At 74.8% G+C, this 18,396-nt stretch carries 16 protein-coding genes and 1 pseudogene; 10 read left to right on the top strand and 7 right to left on the bottom strand.

Going from position 1 to position 18,396, the window contains the following annotated elements; genetic code table 11:
- Positions 1–113 precede the first annotated feature (113 nt).
- From E9529_RS22430 to E9529_RS10740, 4 genes and pseudogenes are all read left to right on the top strand, one after another.
- Entirely contained in the window at positions 114–1,472 is a 1,359-nt protein-coding gene (locus E9529_RS22430; protein ID WP_308195276.1) for a C40 family peptidase, read from the top strand.
- Positions 1,473–1,682: 210 nt separating this feature from the next.
- A pseudogene (locus E9529_RS10750) lies at positions 1,683–2,732 on the top strand (AAA family ATPase); the annotation flags it as partial.
- 266 nt (positions 2,733–2,998) lie between these two features.
- Complete coding sequence (locus E9529_RS10745) at positions 2,999–4,030, top strand: DUF58 domain-containing protein (protein WP_236831148.1); 1,032 nt, start codon at positions 2,999–3,001, stop codon at positions 4,028–4,030.
- On the top strand, positions 4,027–4,983 hold the full coding sequence (locus E9529_RS10740) for a VWA domain-containing protein (RefSeq protein WP_236831147.1): 957 nt from the start codon (positions 4,027–4,029) through the stop codon (positions 4,981–4,983). The genes E9529_RS10745 and E9529_RS10740 overlap by 4 nt, the downstream gene beginning before the upstream one ends.
- A gap of 106 nt (positions 4,984–5,089) precedes the next feature.
- Here E9529_RS10740 and E9529_RS10735 read toward each other — a convergent pair whose 3' ends face one another.
- From E9529_RS10735 to E9529_RS10720, 4 genes are all read right to left on the bottom strand, one after another.
- Entirely contained in the window at positions 5,090–6,571 is a 1,482-nt protein-coding gene (locus E9529_RS10735; RefSeq protein ID WP_236831146.1) for a glycosyltransferase, read from the bottom strand.
- Entirely contained in the window at positions 6,568–7,200 is a 633-nt protein-coding gene (locus E9529_RS10730) for a hypothetical protein (RefSeq protein WP_236831145.1), read from the bottom strand. Before E9529_RS10730 ends, E9529_RS10735 begins: the two co-directional genes overlap by 4 nt.
- 199 nt (positions 7,201–7,399) lie before the next feature.
- On the bottom strand, positions 7,400–8,371 hold the full coding sequence (locus E9529_RS10725; RefSeq protein WP_236831144.1) for an NADPH:quinone oxidoreductase family protein: 972 nt from the start codon (positions 8,369–8,371) through the stop codon (positions 7,400–7,402).
- A gap of 80 nt (positions 8,372–8,451) precedes the next feature.
- The gene (locus E9529_RS10720) at positions 8,452–10,188 is read right to left on the bottom strand and encodes a DUF429 domain-containing protein (RefSeq protein WP_236831143.1); all 1,737 of its coding nucleotides are present in this window, start codon (positions 10,186–10,188) and stop codon (positions 8,452–8,454) included.
- A 294-nt stretch (positions 10,189–10,482) separates the two neighbouring features.
- On the opposite strand from E9529_RS10720, the gene E9529_RS10715 reads away from it, so the two are divergent.
- Complete coding sequence (locus E9529_RS10715; RefSeq protein ID WP_255708789.1) at positions 10,483–11,223, top strand: alpha/beta fold hydrolase; 741 nt, start codon at positions 10,483–10,485, stop codon at positions 11,221–11,223.
- Between the two features lie 87 nt (positions 11,224–11,310).
- Here the strand turns inward: E9529_RS10715 and msrA are convergent, their stop codons facing one another.
- The 3 genes from msrA to E9529_RS10700 form a co-directional block, all read right to left on the bottom strand.
- Positions 11,311–11,823, bottom strand: a complete 513-nt coding sequence (gene msrA / locus E9529_RS10710) for a peptide-methionine (S)-S-oxide reductase MsrA (protein WP_236831141.1) — start codon at positions 11,821–11,823, stop codon at positions 11,311–11,313.
- 222 nt (positions 11,824–12,045) lie between these two features.
- A complete protein-coding gene (locus tag E9529_RS10705) occupies positions 12,046–12,249 on the bottom strand; it encodes a zinc-ribbon domain-containing protein (protein ID WP_236831140.1) in 204 nt (67 codons plus the stop codon).
- 18 nt (positions 12,250–12,267) lie between these two features.
- Complete coding sequence (locus E9529_RS10700; RefSeq protein ID WP_236831139.1) at positions 12,268–12,885, bottom strand: hypothetical protein; 618 nt, start codon at positions 12,883–12,885, stop codon at positions 12,268–12,270.
- 17 nt (positions 12,886–12,902) lie between these two features.
- Between E9529_RS10700 and E9529_RS10695 the strand changes: the two genes are divergently transcribed.
- From E9529_RS10695 to E9529_RS10675, 5 genes are all read left to right on the top strand, one after another.
- Positions 12,903–13,367, top strand: coding sequence for a pyridoxamine 5'-phosphate oxidase family protein (locus tag E9529_RS10695; protein ID WP_236831138.1), 465 nt, complete (start codon positions 12,903–12,905; stop codon positions 13,365–13,367).
- Positions 13,364–15,979 carry a multicopper oxidase domain-containing protein gene (locus E9529_RS10690; RefSeq protein WP_236831137.1) on the top strand — a complete coding sequence of 872 codons (2,616 nt, stop codon included), beginning with the start codon at positions 13,364–13,366 and terminating at the stop codon, positions 15,977–15,979. The genes E9529_RS10695 and E9529_RS10690 overlap by 4 nt, the downstream gene beginning before the upstream one ends.
- 81 nt (positions 15,980–16,060) lie before the next feature.
- On the top strand, positions 16,061–16,381 hold the full coding sequence (locus tag E9529_RS10685; RefSeq protein ID WP_236831136.1) for a hypothetical protein: 321 nt from the start codon (positions 16,061–16,063) through the stop codon (positions 16,379–16,381).
- A 176-nt stretch (positions 16,382–16,557) separates the two neighbouring features.
- Entirely contained in the window at positions 16,558–17,814 is a 1,257-nt protein-coding gene (locus tag E9529_RS10680) for a nitrate/nitrite transporter (protein ID WP_236831135.1), read from the top strand.
- A 27-nt stretch (positions 17,815–17,841) separates the two neighbouring features.
- Positions 17,842–18,357, top strand: coding sequence for a hemerythrin domain-containing protein (locus tag E9529_RS10675; protein WP_255708788.1), 516 nt, complete (start codon positions 17,842–17,844; stop codon positions 18,355–18,357).
- The last annotated feature ends 39 nt before the right edge of the window (positions 18,358–18,396 follow it).

The raw sequence follows: 18,396 nt of genomic DNA, 5'->3' as shown, positions 1-18,396 counted from the left end.
CACCCGGACCCCACCCGGAGGGGTGAGGCCCCCTCAACGGTCCCGCGTCCCCGTCCGATGCCCCCGACGGGTTCCCCGTCCGGGTGCCCGTCGGACGTCGGGAAGAGGCAGCGGTGGGCAGCGGAGCGCGGACGGGCGCGGAGCGGCGCAGGACCGGGACCACGGCGGGGCGCGGGCGGGCGGCGCTGCGGGCGGTCGTCGCGGTGCTCCTCGCCGCGACCGCGGTCGGGCTGACGCCGTCGGCAGCCGGTGCCGCGCCGCGCAACCCCAGCGACGCCGAGATCGGCGCCGCGGAGCAGGCCCGGGCCGACGCCGCCGCGCGCGTCGGGCAGATCGGCGCGGAGCTGGCGCAGGCCCGGACGCGCATCGAGGCCCTGCACCAGGCGGCACTCGTCGCGCTGCAGGACTACGAGGACAAGCAGGCGGCCCACGAGGCCGCCCGGGCCGCCGCCGAGGCCGCGGCCGCCGCCGCGGTGCAGGCGGCCGCCGACCTGCAGCGGGGACGCGACGACGTCGCCGCCTTCGCGCGCGCCAGCTACATGCAGGGCTCGACCTCCCCGGGCATCACCGCGCTGCTCAGCGCCGCCGGGCCGGCCGAGCTGATCGAGCGCTCGGCGCTGCTGGACGCCGCGGGGGTCAACCGCGTCGAGGTCGTGGCCGGGCTCACCGTCCTGGAGGAGCAGGCCGCGGCGGCCGAGCAGGTCGCCCGGCAGGCCACCGAGCAGGCCGCCGCCGTCCAGCAGGAGGCGGCCGGGCTGCTGGCCGACGCCCAGTCCCAGGAGGTCGAGGCGCGCCGGCAGGCCGACGCGCTGGACGCCGAGGAGGGCGGCCTGCAGGCCGAGCTCCAGCAGGCCCAGCAGGTCCTGGCCGGCCTCCAGGGCGCCCGGTCGGCCGCCGAGCAGGCCGCCGAGCAGGCCGCGGCACGCCAGGCTGCCGAACGCCAGGCCGCCGCGCCGGCTCCGCCACGCACCCCGGCCCGGCCGGTTCCCACCCCGAGCGCCCCGGCCCCGGTGCGCCCCACCGGCGGCACGGCCGGTGCGCCCTCGGCCTCGGCGGCCGAGACGGCTATCGCGGCGGCGCGGTCGCAGCTCGGCGTGCCGTACTCGTGGGGCGGCGGCGGGAGCAACGGCCCGAGCAACGGCATCCCGCCGGACAGCCAGCTGTTCGGTTTCGACTGCTCCGGGCTCACCCAGTACGCCTACGCGCAGGCCGGGATCGCCATCGGCGGGACCAGCCGGGACCAGTGGTGGCTCAACCGGAACAAGCAGGTGGCGACCGCCGACCTGCAGCCGGGCGACCTGCTCTTCTGGGGCGGGAACCGGAACGACTACATGTCCATCACGCACGTGGCGATCTACATCGGCGGCGGCCAGATGATCGAGGCGCCCGACCGCGGCCAGCACGTGACCGTCGCGCGGGCGCGGACATCGAGCAGCACGTACTTCGGGGCGGTGCGGCCCAGCGCTCGCTGAGCCGGGACGTGAGGCGTCGGGCAGCCACGGGGGGAGCTGCCCGACGCACCGCACACGCTAGCAGTCCCGGCCTGCCGTGGGCAGGGGATCCGCGCGCGCTCGCCGGACGTTCCCGGCGGGCGCCCGCGGGTCGCCGTCGACGGCGCGGCGGGGCACGCCTCCGGTGTAGGACACTGGGCCGGGGCCGGTCCGACCGGCCCCGTCGACGGCCTGCCCGAGCCGGGTGGTCGCGGCCCGGCACGACCAGGGAGCCACGTGTCCAGCGCTGCCAGCACACCGACCGAGAGCGCGCCCGCCCACCCGCAGGCGCCCGTGCCCCCCTCGGTCGACGCCGCCCGCCTGGAACGGGTGCTCTTCGAGATCAAGCGCGTCATCGTCGGCCAGGACCGGTTGGTCGAGCGGATGCTCGTGGCGCTGCTCGCCCGGGGCCACGTCCTGCTCGAAGGTGTGCCCGGCGTCGCCAAGACCCTCGCGGTGGAGACGCTGGCGACCGTCGTCGGCGGCAGCTTTTCCCGGCTGCAGTTCACCCCCGACCTGGTGCCGGCCGACATCATCGGTACCCGCATCTACAAGGCCGGCCAGGACGCCTTCGACACGGAGCTGGGCCCGGTCTTCGCCAACTTCCTCCTCACCGACGAGATCAACCGCGCGCCGGCCAAGGTGCAGTCGGCGCTGCTGGAGGTCATGGCCGAGCGGCAGGTCTCCATCGGCGGGGTGACCCACCCGCTGCCCGACCCGTTCCTCGTGCTGGCCACGCAGAACCCCATCGAGAACGAGGGCGTCTACCCGCTGCCCGAGGCCCAGCGCGACCGCTTCCTCATGAAGGTGCTGGTCGACTACCCCAGCGCCGAGGAGGAGCGCGAGATCATCTACCGGATGGGCTCGCAGCCGCCCCGGGCGGAGACGGTGCTCGGCCCCGACGAGCTGCGACGGCTGCAGGGCACGGCCTCCCAGGTGTTCGTGCACCACGCGCTGGTCGACTACGTCGTCCGGCTCGTCGTGGCCACCCGGTCGCCGCGCGAGCACGGCATGGAGGACGTCGCGACCTGGGTGTCCTACGGCGCGAGCCCCCGCGCCTCGCTCGGCCTGATCGCCGCCAGCCGCGCCCTCGCGCTGGTGCGGGGGCGGGACTACGTGCTGCCGCAGGACGTCCTCGACATCACCGCGGACGTGCTGCGCCACCGGCTGGTGCTCTCCTACGACGCGCTGGCCGACGGCGTGCCGGCCGACCACATCGTCAAGCGCATCGTGCAGACCGTTCCGCTGCCGCAGGTGGCGCCCCGGCAGGGCGCGTCCGGCGGCGGCCCCGGTGTCCCCGGCGGCCCGTCGGTGCCGCACGGCCAGGGCGCGCCGTTCTTCGGGCCGCCGCAGGGCGTACCGCAGGGCGGACCGTGGGGGCAGAACGGCCCGCAGGGGCCCGGCGGCCCGCACTACGGCGCCGGCCCGCAGGGCCCTGGCCGGCCCGACCACGGGGGGAACGGCCGGCACGGCGGCCCGAACGGCACCGCACCCGGGCCGCAGCGGACGTGATCGGCCGCCGCCGTCGGCGGGCGGAGCCGCCACCGGCCGCGCCCGAGCACAAGGGGCTGCTGCTGCACCCGGCGACGCCCGGCTCGGGCACCGGCCCGGGCGGTGCGGACGGCTCCCCGCCCCGCTTCACCGACGGGCCGGCCGACGTGCTGCTGCGCCGCCTGGAGCTCACCGTGCGGCGCCGGCTGGACGGCCTGCTGCAGGGCGACCACCTCGGCCTGGTCCCGGGGTCGGGCAGCGAGGCCGGTGACTCGCGCACCTACCACCCGGGCGACGACGTCCGGCGCATGGACTGGCCGGTGACCGCCCGCACCCAGGTGGCGCACGTCCGGGAGACCATCGCCGACCGCGAGCTGGAGACCTGGGCGGTGGTCGACCTCTCGGCGAGCCTGGACTTCGGCACCGCGAACTGCCAGAAGCGCGACCTCGCCATCGCGGGGCTGGCCGCGGTCGGGCACCTCACCGTGCACGGCGGCAACCGGCTCGGCGCCGTCGTCACCACGGGGGAGCGGGTCGACCGCTACCCGGCGCTGCCCGGCCGGCTGTCCGCCGAGCGGCTGCTCCGCTCGGTGGTGGCGACGCCGCGCGCCGGCTCCGGCCGCCGGGGGGACCTGGCCGCGGCGCTGGAGTCGCTGCGCCGGCCACCGCGGCGCCGGGGGCTGGTCGTGGTGATCTCCGACTTCCTCGGTGACGACGACTGGGAGCGCCCGCTGCGTGCCCTGGGCGCCCGGCACGACCTGCTCGCGGTGGAAGTCGTCGACCCGCGGGAGCTGGAGCTGCCCGACGTCGGCCTGCTCACCGTCGTCGACCCCGAGACCGGGCAGACGCTCGAGGTGCCCACCGGCGACGCCGAGTTCCGCGCCCGGTACGCCGAGGGGGCTGCCGCGCAGCGGGCGCGGGTGGCCGCGGCGCTGCGCCGGGCCGGGGCCGGGCACCTGCAACTGCGGACCGACCGTGACTGGCTCATGGACGTCGTCCGCTTCGTCGCCGAGCGCCGGCGGGCCGGCAGCGGAGGGGCTTCCCGATGACGTTCCAGTCCCCGTGGTGGCTGCTGGCCCTGCTGGTGGTCGCCCTGCTGGTGGCCGTGTACGTGGTGCTGCAGCTGCGGCGCACCGCGTACGCCGCCCGGTTCACCAACGTGGCGCTGCTGGGCTCGCTGGTGCCCAAGCGGCCCGGGTGGAAGCGGCACCTGGCCTTCGGGCTGGTGGCGCTCGGCCTGGCCACGCTCGTGGTGTCGCTGGCCGTGCCGAGCACCGAGGTGCGGGTGCCGCGGGAGCGGGCCACCGTGGTCATGGCCGTCGACGTCTCGCTGTCCATGGAGGCCCAGGACGTCGAGCCGACCCGCTTCCAGGCGATGCAGCGGGCGGCGACGGAGTTCGTCGACGTGCTGCCCGAGCGGATCAACCTCGGCCTGGTGACGTTCGCGGGCACCGCCACGACGGTGGTGCCGCCGACCACCGACCGCGGGCAGGTCGCCATCGCCATCGAGAACCTCGAGCTGGCGGAGGCGACGGCGATCGGCGAGGCGGTGTTCACGTCGCTCTCGGCGATCGAGAACTTCCAGGCGTCGCTGGAGAGCACGGGGGAGGAGCTGCCGCCGGCGCGGATCGTGCTGCTCTCCGACGGCACCAACACCGTCGGCCGCGACGACACGCAGGCCATCGAGGCCGCGCGTGCTGCCGGGGTGCCGGTCTCCACGATCGCGTTCGGCACCGACTACGGCACCCTCGACATCGACGGCGAGCGGGTGCCGGTGCCGGTGGACCGCGCGGCGCTGGAGGCGATCGCCGACCAGACCGGCGGCAGCTACAGCGAGGCCGCCAGCGCCGCGGAGCTGGAGGAGGTGTACTCCGACCTGGGCAGCCAGATCGGCTACACCACCGAGCCGCAGGACATCAGCCCCTGGTTCGTGCGGGCCGGCGTCCTGGTGGTGCTGGTCGGCGCGGTGCTGAGCCTGTTCTGGACCAACCGCCTCGTGTGACCCTCGTCGTGCAGCAGCCTCCCGCGCCGCACACGGCGGGGGAAGCTGCGGCACGGCGCGGTCGGGCCGGCGCGTGACGCCGGCCCGGCGGGCTCAGCGGCTGGTCTCAGACGGTGAACCCGCGCTGGCGGCGGACCAGCTTCTTGAGCATGAACAGCGTCTGCAGGACCGTGACCAGGTACAGCACCGGCCAGCCGACGGACAGGATCGCCGACTGCACACCGACGCTCTGCTGGCTCCACGCGAAGATCAGCACGGCGAAGGTGGCCGCCGCGCACAGGGCCGGCATCACGTAGGCCGATCCGCGCCCGCGCTCCGCCGCGGCCTGGGCGGCCCAGTTGTCCTTCTCCACCCGGGCGAAGAACTGCACCCAGGCGCTCACGAAGTGGCCCATGCGGATCCACATGTAGAGCTCGGCCGGTGCGAACAGCAGCGCGTAGAAGATGTCCGTCGCGCTCTTGTCGTGCATGGACGCGGCGATCCGCAGGTTGAGCAGGGTCGCCACGATCGGCGGGATCAGCCAGACCGGGTTGAAGACGAAGGCGTCGATCGACAGGGCAGCGGCCAGCAGGAGCAAGAACGACATGCGGGTGCCGATGTTGAACAGCATCGAGACGTTCTCGTACCAGCGCAGCCGCAGGTTGGGGTGCATCGGCTGGCCCTTGGTGTCACCGCGCTGACCCGGCCACAGCAGGTCGATGCCGCCGAAGTTCCACTTGACCTGCTGCCCGTGCAGGGCGCGCAGGGTGGTCATCGGGCCCACGAACGCGCGGGCACGGGCGCTGATCTTCGTGCTGAAGCCGGCGTCCTTGATCTGCAGGGAGAGCTTGGAGTCCTCCACCTCGGAGTCGCGCACCCAGGGGGCGGCCTGGTGGTTGCGGTACATCACCATCTCCAGCGCGCGGACGCTGAAGAGGCTGCACTGCCCGCCCAGGACGGCCATGTTCCGGCCGCGGACGAGGTTGTCCATGTTGAAGCCGGCGAACTGGGCGCGCTGCCCGGCCACCAGGAAACGCGCCATCGCGCCCTTCACCTTCGACTTGTCGAAGGTGTAGATGGCCGACAGCCCGCCGATGCGCGGGTCGGTGACCATCTCCTTCTCCAGCCACTCGACGCAGCGGCGGTCCAGCGTGGTGTCGCCGTCGACCCCGAGGATGTAGTCGTAGCCGCGGCTGACGTAGTAGCCGTAGTTGAGCGCGCCGACCTTCTTGTCGGGGTTCTCGCCGATGTCGTGCACGTGGACGACGGTGTGGAACGCCTCGCCCTTCACCACGCGCATGTGCTCACCCGCGAACTGGCGGGCGATCTCGGGGGTGTCGTCGTCGGTGTTGTTGATGATGACGTGGACGGCGTCCGGCGGCCGGGTCTGCGAGAGCAGCGAGGTGAGGACGTCGGCGATGGTCGACTCCTCGTTGTACGCCGGGATGATGCAGCTGATCGTGGCGTGCCGGCGCTCGTGGTGCGCCTGGCCGCCGCCGAACTCGTCGGGGACGAGCGAGCTGACGTCGGTGACCTCCTGGCCGCTGCGGGCCAGCAGGTGGACGCGATCGGTGGCGCGACGCATGCCGTGCAGGACGACCTCGGTCACGGGGACTCCTCCTGGATCAGCGGGAGCTCGAGCTGGTCGAGCACCGTCTGGCGGTAGTAGCGCCCGGAGTCGGGCATCGTCTCGACCAGCAGGTCGAACTGGACGTAGAGGGTCACCGCCGTCGCCGTCGGGGAGACGTCGGGCAGCGTGAGCGCCGTCGCGTAGGTGAACGGCGGCATGAGCGCGAACTCGCCGCGGTCCTCGGCGGCGACCGTGCGCTGCCTCCCGTCGTCGGCCGTCGCGACGAACCGGGTGACCAGGATCTGCACATCGGACCGGGCGCCCTCGACGTGCGCGGCAAGCTGGAGGGTCTTGGGGGCGGACGTCGTCCAGGTCTTGGCGTCCTGCTCGGTCCAGTAGTCGACGACCACGGTCTGGTCGCCGGCGGCGATGGTGTGGGTGAGCGAACCGGTGTCCAGGTCGCCGGCGGGGCGCTCGGGCTCCGTGGCGGCGGTGGCAGCCACTTCGGTCGCGCCAGCAGGCTCGGCCGTGTCCTCCGCGACGTCCTGCTCCTGGGCGAGCCCCGGGCTCATCGTGACGTCGGGGAAGGTGCAGCCCGCCGTCCCGGTCATCAGTGCGACGGCCAACCCGGCCGCGGCGGCGCCGGAGCGCAGCGTGCGTCGTGCCATGGATCCCCCCGTGTCCTCCTCGGATGGACGCACGGAGGGTGGAGATCGGACGCTCGTCCCCCCGGCTGCGACCACTACGGACGGTAGGGAGCGAAAACGTGCGTCGGGGAGGAGTTCACCCGTACGGACGGACGGCGCCAGTCGTGCGGGTGACAGGCGGTCACCCTCCCGGTGGAGGCCGGGAGGGTGACCGCGCCGCTCAGCGGCTGGGGTCGAGGACGAGCTTGCCGGTGGTGCGGCGGGCGAGCAGGTCCTGGTGGGCGTCGGCGACGGCCGACAGCGGGTAGCGGCCGCCGACCACGGGCTTCAGCTCACCGGCGTCGACCATCGCGAGCAGGTCGGTCATGGCGGCGTCCATCATCTGCGGGCGGGCCATGCAGTGCGCCAGCCAGAAGCCGATGACCGCGCGGCTCTTCTGCATGAGCATGCCGGGCGGGACGGAGTGGGTCTGCTGGCGTGCGGCCATGCCGTAGGTGACCAGCCGGCCGAACGGGGCGAGCGCCGACAGCGAGCCGGAGAAGACGTTGCCGCCGGTCATCTCCAGCACGATGTCGACCGGCTTGCCGCCGTTGGCCTCGCGCAGCGCGCCGGTGAAGGCCTTCGGGTCGTCGTCGGCCAGCGCCGGGTCGACGGTGGCGTGCGCGCCGAGCTCCTCGGCGAGCGTGCGCTTCTCCGGCGAGGAGGCGGTGGCGATGACCCGGCCGGCGCCCCACCTCCGGGCGAGCTGCACGGCCAGCGAGCCGACCCCGCCGGCGCCGGCGATGACGACGACGGTCTCGCCCTCGGCCAGGTGCGCGCTGGTGCGCAGGAGGTGCCACGCGGTCGAACCCTGCAGGACGACGGCGAGGGCCTGCTCGTCGGTCACGCCGTCGGGCACCGCCCAGGTGAGGAAGTCGTGGGCCACGACCTTCTGGGCGTAGCCGCCGCCGTCGAGCAGCCCGACCACCCGCTGCCCGCCGCCGACCGGCGTGCCGACGAACTCCGCACCGGGGATCAGCGGCAGCTTCTGCTCGGCGAGGTAGCTGTTCTCGATCTGGTGGGTGTCGGCGTAGTTGATGCCGGCGGCGGAGACGTCGTAGACCTTCTGCCCCGGGCCGGCCTCCGGCTCAGGGGTGTCGACGACGGTCAGGACCTCGGGGCCACCGAACTCGGTGATCTGGACTGCACGCATGGGGGTGAGGCTATGGCCTGCTCACGCCCCGACGTCTTCCAGGCCGGTCCCGTCGGCGTGCTCGGCAGCGGCGGCGGTGATCAGCTGCCGGTGAGCCGCTGCAGCCGGGTGGTCAGCGCGGTCCGCCGGTCGGCGTTGCCGTGCAGGTCCACGTACCGCTGCCCGAAGGCGGCCAGCAGCGTGTCGTCCAGCCGGCGCACGGCACCCGGGGGATAGCGGTAGTCCATCCGGGCGAGGATGCCGCTGTCGTCGGCGCCGCGCAGCACCTCGCCCAGCTCCACCAGGCTGGTCACGCCCAGCTCCAGGAGCAGGCCGGAGATCCAGGTGTAGTGGTCCGGCCGCGACCAGCCGGCGTCGGCGTACTGCCCGGCCAGGAACGCAGCCAGCTCCCGGGGTGCGATCCGAGGGTCGTCGGGGTCGGTGTCGTCGGCCTCGTCGGCGCGAACCGGTGCCCGGAGGCGCTCGCGGATCGCGGTGAACTGCTGGTCGGCCAGCTCCAGCAGCCCGGCGGCCAGGGTGAACCGGCGGTCGAACTCGGAGGCGTGCTCGTCCGGCACCGTGCCCTTGTAGCGGATGTCGTGCTCGAACTCGGCCCAGGCGTGCTGCAGCACCGTGCGCACCTGCACCTGCACCACGCGCCCGGCCAGCTCCGGCAGCTCGGCCGCCCGGCCCGGGTCCACACCGATGAGCAGGTGCCGGCTGGAGTAACCGAACCGGCCCTGCTGCGCGGTCCGCCGACCCATGTCGCGGTCGTCGATCACCCGCACCTGCGCGGCCAGCAGGTCGGCGACCGCCTCCACGTCGCTCTGCACGTAGGTGATCACCCGCACGCCGATCTGGTCGGTGATGTCCCGCGCCGGGTCCGGGTAGGCAGGCACGCCGTCGACCGTGCGGGCCGCCTTCTCCGCGAACGAGGCGATGGTCTTGGTCCGCCCGGTCACCGACAGGTAGTTGATCCCGGCGTCGTCGAGCACCCCGGTGACGAGCGCGAGCGCCTGCGCCCCGGCGACCAGGGTCTCGGGCCGGCCGTCGGCGTACGCCTGGATGGCCTGCTGCACCGGGTCGGGCGGGGGCGCGGTGACCCGGGGGCCGGGCTGCAGGTCCGGCGGCAGGGTCGGGGTCACGATGGCGCCGCCGGCCGCGTCGCCGTAGGTGGTCACCTCGTCCGGGCGCCGGACGGCGATCCATCCCACGTAGGCGCACACCACGGCGTCGACCTGGTCCTCCGCCGCCCGCAGCTCGCTCTTGCGGTTGGCGGCCTGCACCTGCTGGCGCAGCGCGGCGAACGCTGCGCCGAGGTCGAGCTCGACCACCGAGCCCAGCAGGTCGATGAGCAGCAGCAGCTCTGCGCGCATCTGCTCAAGCGTCCGGCCCGGCTTGTTCTTGTACTTCAGCGTGCGGCCCAGCCGGAACAGCGCCACCGTCGCCGCGTGGGGGTAGACCTCGATCGCCCGGCGCTCGCGGCCCGAGCGGGGGTCGAGGTCCAGCTTCAGGCGCCGGCCGATCCGCCCGCCGCGGGTGTCACCATCGGTGAACTCGGGTTTGCCGGTGTTCGTCGGGTGCGCCCCGGCCTGGAACCTCGCGAAGTCGGCGTTGAGCGCCCGCTCGGCGGCCCGGTTCCCGGTGGCGTTGGTGACCACCAGCGGGGCGTCGATCGCCACGATGCACGGGCCGGCGGTGAACGGGGCAAGCGCGGTCTCGATCTGCTCGTCGGTGCGCACCGCGCTGACGTGCACCAGCCGGCCGGCGTCGTCGAGCACGGCGAGGCCGGTCGGTTGCTTGATCCCCCAGGCGAGGTCGATCCCGATGTGGTGCACGAGGTCAGCATGCCCGGCCCCGCAGCTGGTCGGGGCCCGCCCCGTGAGGTCTGCCCGGCGTGTGCGCCCGAGAACGCTCGGCTGAGCGCCGTTCGCCTGGCCGGCTGCCCACCGGGTGGACGCACGCGAGGACATGGACAAGCTGCGCGCACGCGTGACGACACCGACTCGCCGCAGGGCTCGGGGTGTCGACGACGTCGAGGACCTCTGGCCCGCCGAAGCGGGTGATCCGCACAGCACGCGTGGCGCCGACGCCAGGACCTGGCCACGGGTGTCGCCGTCCACCGTCTCGAGATGGGCACCGCTCCGGCGCTGCCACGAGGCGACGGAACGGGTGTAGGTGTCCAAGCGCCGGAGGGAGGCACCTGCAGGTGGTACGGGTGCTCCTCGGGCGCCCAGGTGAGCGACGGGCACGACATGGACGACTACGCCGACGACCTGGCGGCGTTGACCGCGCACGTCGACCTCCGCGACGCCGTCCACGTCGGGCACTCCACCGGCGACGGTGAGGTCGCGCACTACCTCGCCCGGCACGGCCAGGACCGGGTCGCGAAGGCGGTCCTGATCAGCGCGGTGCCGCCGATCATGGTGCAGCCCCACGCCAACCCGGGCGGGCTGCCCAAGAGCGTCTTCGACGGCATCCAGGAGCAGGTGGCCACCAACCGGTCGGCGTTCTACCGCGACCTGGCCGCCACGGCGTTCTACGGGTTCAACCGGCCCGGCGTGGTACCGATCGAGGCGGTGATCCAGAACTGGTGGCGGCAGGGGATGATGGGTGGCGCCAAGGCGCACCACGACGGCGTCGTCGCGTTCTCCCAGACGGACTTCACCGACGACCTGAAGAAGATCACCGTGCCCGTGCTCGTGATGCACGGCGACGACGACCAGGTCGTGCCCTACGCCGACTCCGCGCCGCTGTCGGCCGAGCTGCTGCCCAACGGGACGTTGAGGACCTACGCCGGCTTCCCCCACGGCATGCCGACCACGCAGGCCGGGACGATCAACGCCGATCTGCTGGCCTTCCTGCGGGGCTGACCCAGGCCCGCGACTGCAAGGGGCGGGCGACACCGTCGGTGCCACCCGCCCCTTCCAGCGCGCCGCCTGCGCGGCGCCGGCGGCTGCTCAGGCGGTCTGCGCCTCGCGGCGGGGGAGCACCCAGTCGGGCCGCACGTAGTGGCAGGTGTAGCCGTAGGGGATCTTCTGCAGGTAGTCCTGGTGCTCCTCCTCGGCCTCCCAGAACGCACCCGCCGGCTCGACCTCGGTGACGACCTTCCCCGGCCAGATGCCCGAGGCATCGACGTCGGCGATCGTGTCCAGGGCCACGCGCTGCTGCTCGTCGCTGGTGTAGAAGATCGCCGAGCGGTAGCTGCGACCGATGTCGTTGCCCTGCCGGTCCTTCGTCGACGGGTCGTGGATCTGGAAGAAGAACTCGAGCAGGTCGCGGAGCGAGATGACGTCGGGGTCGAAGACGATCTCGACCGCCTCCGCGTGGTCCCCGTGGTTCCGGTAGGTGGCGTTCGGGGTGTCGCCCCCGGAGTAGCCGACCCGGGTCGAGATCACCCCGGGGCGCTTGCGCAGCAGCTCCTGCGCGCCCCAGAAGCAACCGCCGGCGAGGATCGCGGTCTCGGTGGTCAATGTGCCTCCCTCTGTCTGCGGAACGACAGGACAACGCCGCGACCGGCCGCGTTGTTTCGCCTGGTGCCCCCGGCGTCGCCCCGCCGACCGCACCCCGCGCGGCTCGACCCGTGCGGCCGGACGTGCAGCCGGGCCGTGGCCCGGCTCCACGTCACCTGGAACGGGTCGACCCGCCCCAGGGGGCGCGCTCTGGGGCGCAGCCGGTCGGCGGCTGAGCCTCGGTCACACCTCGACGGCGGTGCCGCAGATGCCGCACACATCCAGTTCGCGCCGCTTCCAGCGGGCCACCGGCACGAAGAACAGCGAGAACCGCCGGTACTGCCGGGTCCGCGACCACCGGGTGGTGTTGTGGCAGTTCGGGCAGGTGCGGGTCGCCCCGGGGCCCAGGTGTCTGCGCTTCGTGCCGAATCCGAACAGCAGGAACACCACGCCACCCCGATCCGGTCAGCCGTCGGCCGAGCGCTGCCGCTCGATCCGCTCGAGCACCGTCTTGCGCCCCGTGCCGAGCTCGCGCTCGGCCCGCTCGGCCCGGTCCAGCTGCGACTCCCCGTGCAGCTCGGCCACCCGGCGGCGCGCCTCGGGCGCCTTCATCCCGATGAGCTCGGCGGCCGCGCGGGCCTCCCGGGCCGCGTCGGTGTTCGCCACGTGCTGCTCCCGACCCTGCTGCTTCTCCCGGTCGGTCGCCCGCCGCTCGGCCGGGGTGAGCAGCTGCCAGGCCGCATCCGGCAGGTAGCGCCGGGTCGTCCCGTCGCCGGTCCGGGCGTCCGCATCCCCGTCGGCGGTGTGCCAGTCCTGCCCGGTCCACTCCTCGAGGTGCCGCTGAGCCCCGGTCCGCTCGCCCTCGTGCCGGTAGCCGCCGCCCTGCCCCTCGTACTCGCTGACCAGGAGCTGGCTCTTGCGCGCGCTCCACCGGCCCGGCCGGCCCCCGCGGTCCCCGGCCTCCGGGTCCAGCGGCCGTCCGGTTCGGGACCAAGGACCCCGCTGCGGGCGGCGCCTGCGCCGGGAGAGTGGCAGCGGGGCGGAAGCACCGTCCCCGGCCGGCCCGCCCGCGGCCGTGCCCACCGCACCGAGGAGTTCCCTTGCTCGATCCCGGACCGGACCGGACCCTGGAGGTGCTCGACGAGCACGAGTGCCGCCTGCTGCTGGGCACGGTCGTGATCGGCCGGCTGGCGCTCACCGAGGGGGCGCTGCCGACCATCCAGCCCGTGCACTTCCGGGTGCACGGCGACCGGATCGTCATCCCCACCCACGTGGGGAGTAAGGCGGTGGCGGCCAGCCGGGGTGCCGTCGTCGCCTTCGAGGTCGACGAGTTCGACGCCCGCGGCCGCACCGGCTGGAACGTCACGGCCATCGGCCCGTCCCGGGTGGTCGACGACCCCGCCGAGGTCCGCGCCCTGGACGCCCTCGGGATCCGCCCGTGGGTGACCGGCGAGCGCCCGTGCTACGTCATCGTCGCGCTGACCCTGCTCCGCGGGCGCCGCGTCACGGCCGCCGTCCCGGCGCTCCCAGATCCGGCGCTGTTGGGTGCCGTGCCCGCGGAATGACGACGACGCTGCCGCACAGGGGCGGCCGCCCGCCCGGGGAGCGCGCCGAGCTGCCCTACGTCGGCGCGCCCCCGAGCCGCCCCCGGGCCATCCGCTCCCGGATCACCGGCGGTGTCATCGGCGGTCACCTGCTTGCCGCCGCCCTCACCGTCCCGGTCGCCCAGGTGGCCGCGGGGCACGGGTGGATCGCCCTGCACCTGCTGCTGCTCGGCGCGGCCACCAACGCGGTGTTCGTCTTCACCCGGCACTTCGCGGCCGCGCTGCTGCACGTCCGCCCCGCGGGGGAGCGGGCGCACGTCACCCGGCTGGCCGTGCTGAACGGCGGCGTCGTCCTGGTGCTGCTCGGCGTCAGCTGGCCCCTGCCCGTGTTCACCGGCGCCGGCGGCACCCTCGTGGTCGCCGCCGTCACCGGGCACGTGGCCGCGCTGCTCGGCATGCGCCGGAGGTCCCTCGGCGGGGGACGGCTGCGCGGGGTGGTGCACTACTACGTCGCCGCCGGGGTGGCCCTGGTGGCCGGCGGTGCCCTGGGTGCGCTGATGGGCACCGGCTGGGCCGGTGCGTGGCCGACGCGCACGGCGCTGCACCTCGCGCACGTCCACCTCAACCTGCTCGGTTGGGTCGGCCTGACCGTCCTGGGCACCGGGTTCATGCTCTGGCCCGCGGTGCTGGGCACGCGCATGGCCGAGGACGCCCCCGCCGTGGCCCGCCGGGTGCTGCTGCTGGCCGGCCCGGGCCTGGGCGTGCTCACCGCGGGCCTGCTCCTCGAGCGGCCCGCCTTCGCCGCGGCCGGGTTGACGGCCTACACCGCGGCGGTCGCCTGGTCGCTCGTCCCGGTGGTCCGCGTCGCCCGGAAGGCCCCGCCGCGCACGGCGCCGGCCGTCGGGCTGGCCGCCGCGACGGGGTGGCTGCTCGTCGCGCTCGTGCTCGACGTCGTCGCCACCCTGGCCGGGCCAGGGGCGTCGACGGCCGTCCTGGCCGACCTCGTGCCGGTGCTGGGCCTGGGGTTCGTCGCCCAGGTGCTCGTCGCCGCGCTGACGTTCCTCGTCCCGGCCACCGCCGGCGGCGGGCCGGCCGGGCACCGCCGGCTCGCGGCCCGGCTGCAGGCCCTGGGCCCCGCCCGGGCGCTGCTCACCAACGCCGGGGTGGCCCTGCTCGCCCTTCCGCTCCCCGAGGCCGCCCGCACCCTCGGCTGGGCCCTGGCGGTGACCGGGCTGGCCGCCTTCGTGCCGCTGCTGCTCTCGGGGCTGCTCGCGGCCCGCCGGCCCCCGGCGGCGGAGGCCCTGCCGGGTCCGGCGACGAGCCCGCGCCGGGACCTGCTGCCGGCGGCGGTGGTGCTCACCGTGGTCGCCGTCCTCGGGTGGGTCCTCACGGGCGGCTCACCGGCCGCGGACCGCACCGCCGGCGGGCCGACGCCGGGTGCAGTCGTGGTCGAGCTCGGCGACACCGGGATCCGCCCCGCGGTCATCGACGTGCCGGCGGGGGAGCACCTCGTGCTCGACGTCCGCAACGTGGGCGCGATGCGTCACGACCTCCGTCTGGCCGACGGGCGCGGGACGGCGATGCTCGCGCCCGGGCAGTCCGCGGTCCTCGACGTCGGTGCGGTGGCGGGCCCGCTGCAGGCGTGGTGCACCGTGCCGGGCCACCGGCAGGCCGGGATGGAGCTGACCATCCGGCCGGCGGCCGCTGGTGGCGTGGCCGCCAGCGGTGCCGCCGGGGCCCACCACGGCGCCGCCGGCCACGGTGGCGCACCCGCCGCCGGTCCGGGCCCGGAGTGGCGTCCGCACGACCCCACCCTGCAGCCGGCCCCGGGAGGCACGGTGCACGAGGTGGACCTGCCCGTGGTCGAGGCCGACGTCGAGGTCGCGCCGGGGGTGCGCCAGCGGATGTGGACCTTCGGGGGGGCCGTGCCCGGGCCGGCGCTGCGCGGGCGGGTCGGTGACGTCTTCCACGTCCGGCTGACCAACGGCGGCTCCCTGCCGCACTCGGTCGACTTCCACGCCAGCCAGGTCGCCCCCGATGTGGCGATGCGTTCCATCGAGCCGGGCGGGGAGCTGGTGTACAGCTTCCGCGCCGACCGCGCCGGCGCCTGGCTGTACCACTGCGGCACCGTGCCGGTCCTGCAGCACGTGGGCATGGGGATGTACGGCGCGGTCGTGATCGACCCACCCGACCTGTCCCCGGTCGACCGGGAGCTGCTCCTCGTGCAGTCGGACGTCTACCTGGCCGGCGACGACGACCTGCCCGGGCTGGCCGCCATGGCCGCGGCCGACTACGGCGTCGTGGCGTTCAACGGCTACGCCGGCCAGTACGAGCACGCCCCCGTCGAGGTGCGGGCCGGCGAGCGTCTGCGCGCCTGGGTGGTGGCCGCCGGGCCCAACGCCGGCACCGCCTTCCACGTCGTCGGCGCGCAGTTCGACACCGTCTACCACGAGGGGGCCTACCGGCTCCGGCCCGGCGACGGGAACGCCGGCGGAGCCCAGGTGCTGGACCTGGCGCCCGCGCAGGGCGGCTTCGTGGAGTTCGTGCTCGCCGAGCCGGGCCGGTACCCGTTCGTGTCGCACCGGCTGGCCGATGCCGCCCGCGGGGCGAGCGGGCTGCTCGTGGCGGGGTGAGCCGGTGCTCGACGTCGACACCGGCGATCTGCGCCTGTTCCTCCACCTGACCGCCGCCGCGATCTGGGTGGGCGGGCAGCCGTGCTCGCCGGCCTGGTCCCGGTGCTGCGCCGGGTGGCGCCCGAGGCGGCCCCGGCCGCGGGGCAGCGGTTCGCGGCGCTCGCCTGGCCGGCGTTCGCCGTGCTCGTGGCCACGGGGATCTGGAACATCGCGGCGGTGGGGCCGGCGGGCGGCGCGTACCGGACGACGCTGGTCGTGAAGTTGGTCGCGGTACTGGTCTCCGGGGCCGCCGCGTGGGCGCACGCCCGGGCGACCGACCGGCGCGCCCTCGCACTCAGCGGTGCGCTGTCGGGGGTGGCGGCGCTGGTCGCGTTGCTCCTGGGCGTGGTCCTCCGGGGCTGACCGGTCACAGGTGCCTTTGGTCCCCGGCCGCCTTCCTCGTCCCGGGACCTTCGGCGGGCGGCCGGTGACGTCCGGCACCGGGTTCCGGGCGGCCGCCCGCCGTAGACAGGTACAGGAAGATCCCGCCGCTGCCGCGTCGCGCGACGCGACAGCACGATCGAGAAAGACCACCGGCCATGACCTCGGCCTCCGTACGCCGCCCGGCTGCTCGCCCGGCCACCCCGCCCTCGTCCCCGCCGGCGACCGCCGTCCCGCGCCAGGCGTGGATCATGCTCGCGGTGGCGACCGCCGGCTTCGTCGTCAACTTCTGGGCCTGGGCGCTGGTCAGCCCGCTCGGCGCCTTCTTCACCGGTGAGCTGGGCCTCGGCGCGCTGCAGACCTCGCTGCTGGTCGCCGTCCCGGTGGTCGTCGGCTCGCTGGGCCGCATCCCGGTCGGTGCGCTGACCGACCGGTTCGGCGCGCGGGTCATGTTCCCCCTGGTCAGCGCGCTGACCATCCTGCCGGTGCTGTTCATCGGCTATGTCGGGAACGACTCCTACGCCCTGATGCTGCTCGGCGGCTTCGTCCTCGGCCTGGGCGGCACCACCTTCGCCATCGGGATCCCGCTGGTGAACGCGTGGTTCCCCCCGGCCAAGCGGGGGATGGCCCTGGGTGTCTTCGGGGCCGGGATGGGCGGGACCGCCGTCTCCGCGTTCACGACCGTCCAGCTGACGGAGGGCGTCGGGTTCGCTTTCCCGTTCACCCTGGTCGCGGTGCTCCTCGCCGGCTACGCCGTCCTCTCCGCCGTCGTGCTGCGCGACGCGCCGGGGCGCACGCCGCTGCCCGGGAGCGCGGTCCGGCGGGCCTGGGACACCTTCCGGCTGCCGGTGACCCTGCAGATGTCGTTCCTCTACGCCGTCGGCTTCGGCGGGTTCGTCGCCTTCAGCGTGTACCTGCCCACGTACCTGAAGACGGCGTTCTCCCTGGACCCCGGTGACGCCGCCCTCCGCACGGCCGGGTTCGTGGTGCTCGCTGTGGTCATGCGGCCCGTCGGCGGCTGGCTCTCCGACCGCTTCCACCCCGTGGCGGTGCTCACGGCGTGCTTCTCCGTCGTCGCGGCCTTCGCGGCGGTGTCGGCCCTGGAGCCACCGCTGGCCCCCGCCGGGACGATCGCCTTCCTGGCCATGGCCGCCGCCCTCGGCGCATCGTCGGGCGCCGTCTTCGCCCTCGTCGCCATCGCGGCGCCGGCCGGGACGGTGGGGTCGGTGACGGGCATCGTCGGTGCCGCCGGTGGCCTCGGCGGGTTCGCGCCGCCGCTGGTGATGGGGCTGATCTACGGCTGGCAGGGCAACTACCGCCCCGGTCTCTGGCTGCTCGCCCTCACCGCCGCGGTCGCCGCGCTCTACACCTGGCGGGGCATGCGCTCGGTGGGGCGCGACTCGACCGCCCGCTGACCCGCCCACCCCTGGAGGAGACCGACGATGTGCGATCACTGCGGATGCCGGGACCTGACCACGGTCCGCCGCCTGATGGACGAGCACGACGAGTTGCGCGCGCTGGGGGACGTCGTCCGGCGGGCGCTGGCCGACGGTGACGTCGGCCGGGCACGCGACCACTTCCTCGCGCTGCTGCGGGTCCTCGGCCCGCACGTGGCCAAGGAGGAGAAGGCGCTGTTCCCCCTCCTGGCACGGGTCGCGGAGCTCTCCGAGCACGTGGCGGCCCTCGAGGGCGAGCACGCCGACCTCTTCGACGCCGTGGACGACCTCGACGACCTCGGGGAGGCCGCCGGGTCGGCGGAGCTCTGGTCCGACGGGGTGCGACGGATTCTCCACGAGCTCGACGAGCACATGTTCAAGGAGGACTTCGGGCTGTTCCCGGCCGCCCTGGCCACGCTGGACGGCGCCGACTGGGACGCCGTCGATGCGTGGGAGCTCGCCGCCGGCGGGAACGCCGGTCGGCCGGTGCCCCCGGGCCCGCTGTCGCCGGCCGGGGGCTGACGACCAGCGGGTGGGGACCCGCAGACCCCGGCGCCCGAG

The organism is Blastococcus sp. KM273128 (assembly GCF_021698975.1).
Classification (GTDB): domain Bacteria; phylum Actinomycetota; class Actinomycetes; order Mycobacteriales; family Geodermatophilaceae; genus Blastococcus.
Note: the sequence above shows the minus strand (reverse complement) of the source record. Positions and strands in the feature narration are given on the sequence as shown.

What these genes read in the sequence shown, in the direction of transcription:
- E9529_RS10680 (WP_236831135.1), top strand. Translation starts at nt 16,558, where the DNA reads ATGACCTCGGCCTCCGTACGCCGCCCGGCTGCTCGCCCGGCCACCCCG.
- E9529_RS10715 (WP_255708789.1), top strand. Translation starts at nt 10,483, where the DNA reads ATGGGCACCGCTCCGGCGCTGCCACGAGGCGACGGAACGGGTGTAGGT.
- E9529_RS10690 (WP_236831137.1), top strand. Translation starts at nt 13,364, where the DNA reads ATGACGACGACGCTGCCGCACAGGGGCGGCCGCCCGCCCGGGGAGCGC.
- E9529_RS10675 (WP_255708788.1), top strand. Translation starts at nt 17,842, where the DNA reads ATGTGCGATCACTGCGGATGCCGGGACCTGACCACGGTCCGCCGCCTG.
- E9529_RS10725 (WP_236831144.1), bottom strand. Translation starts at nt 8,371, where the DNA reads ATGCGTGCAGTCCAGATCACCGAGTTCGGTGGCCCCGAGGTCCTGACC.
- E9529_RS10740 (WP_236831147.1), top strand. Translation starts at nt 4,027, where the DNA reads ATGACGTTCCAGTCCCCGTGGTGGCTGCTGGCCCTGCTGGTGGTCGCC.
- E9529_RS10730 (WP_236831145.1), bottom strand. Translation starts at nt 7,200, where the DNA reads ATGGCACGACGCACGCTGCGCTCCGGCGCCGCCGCGGCCGGGTTGGCC.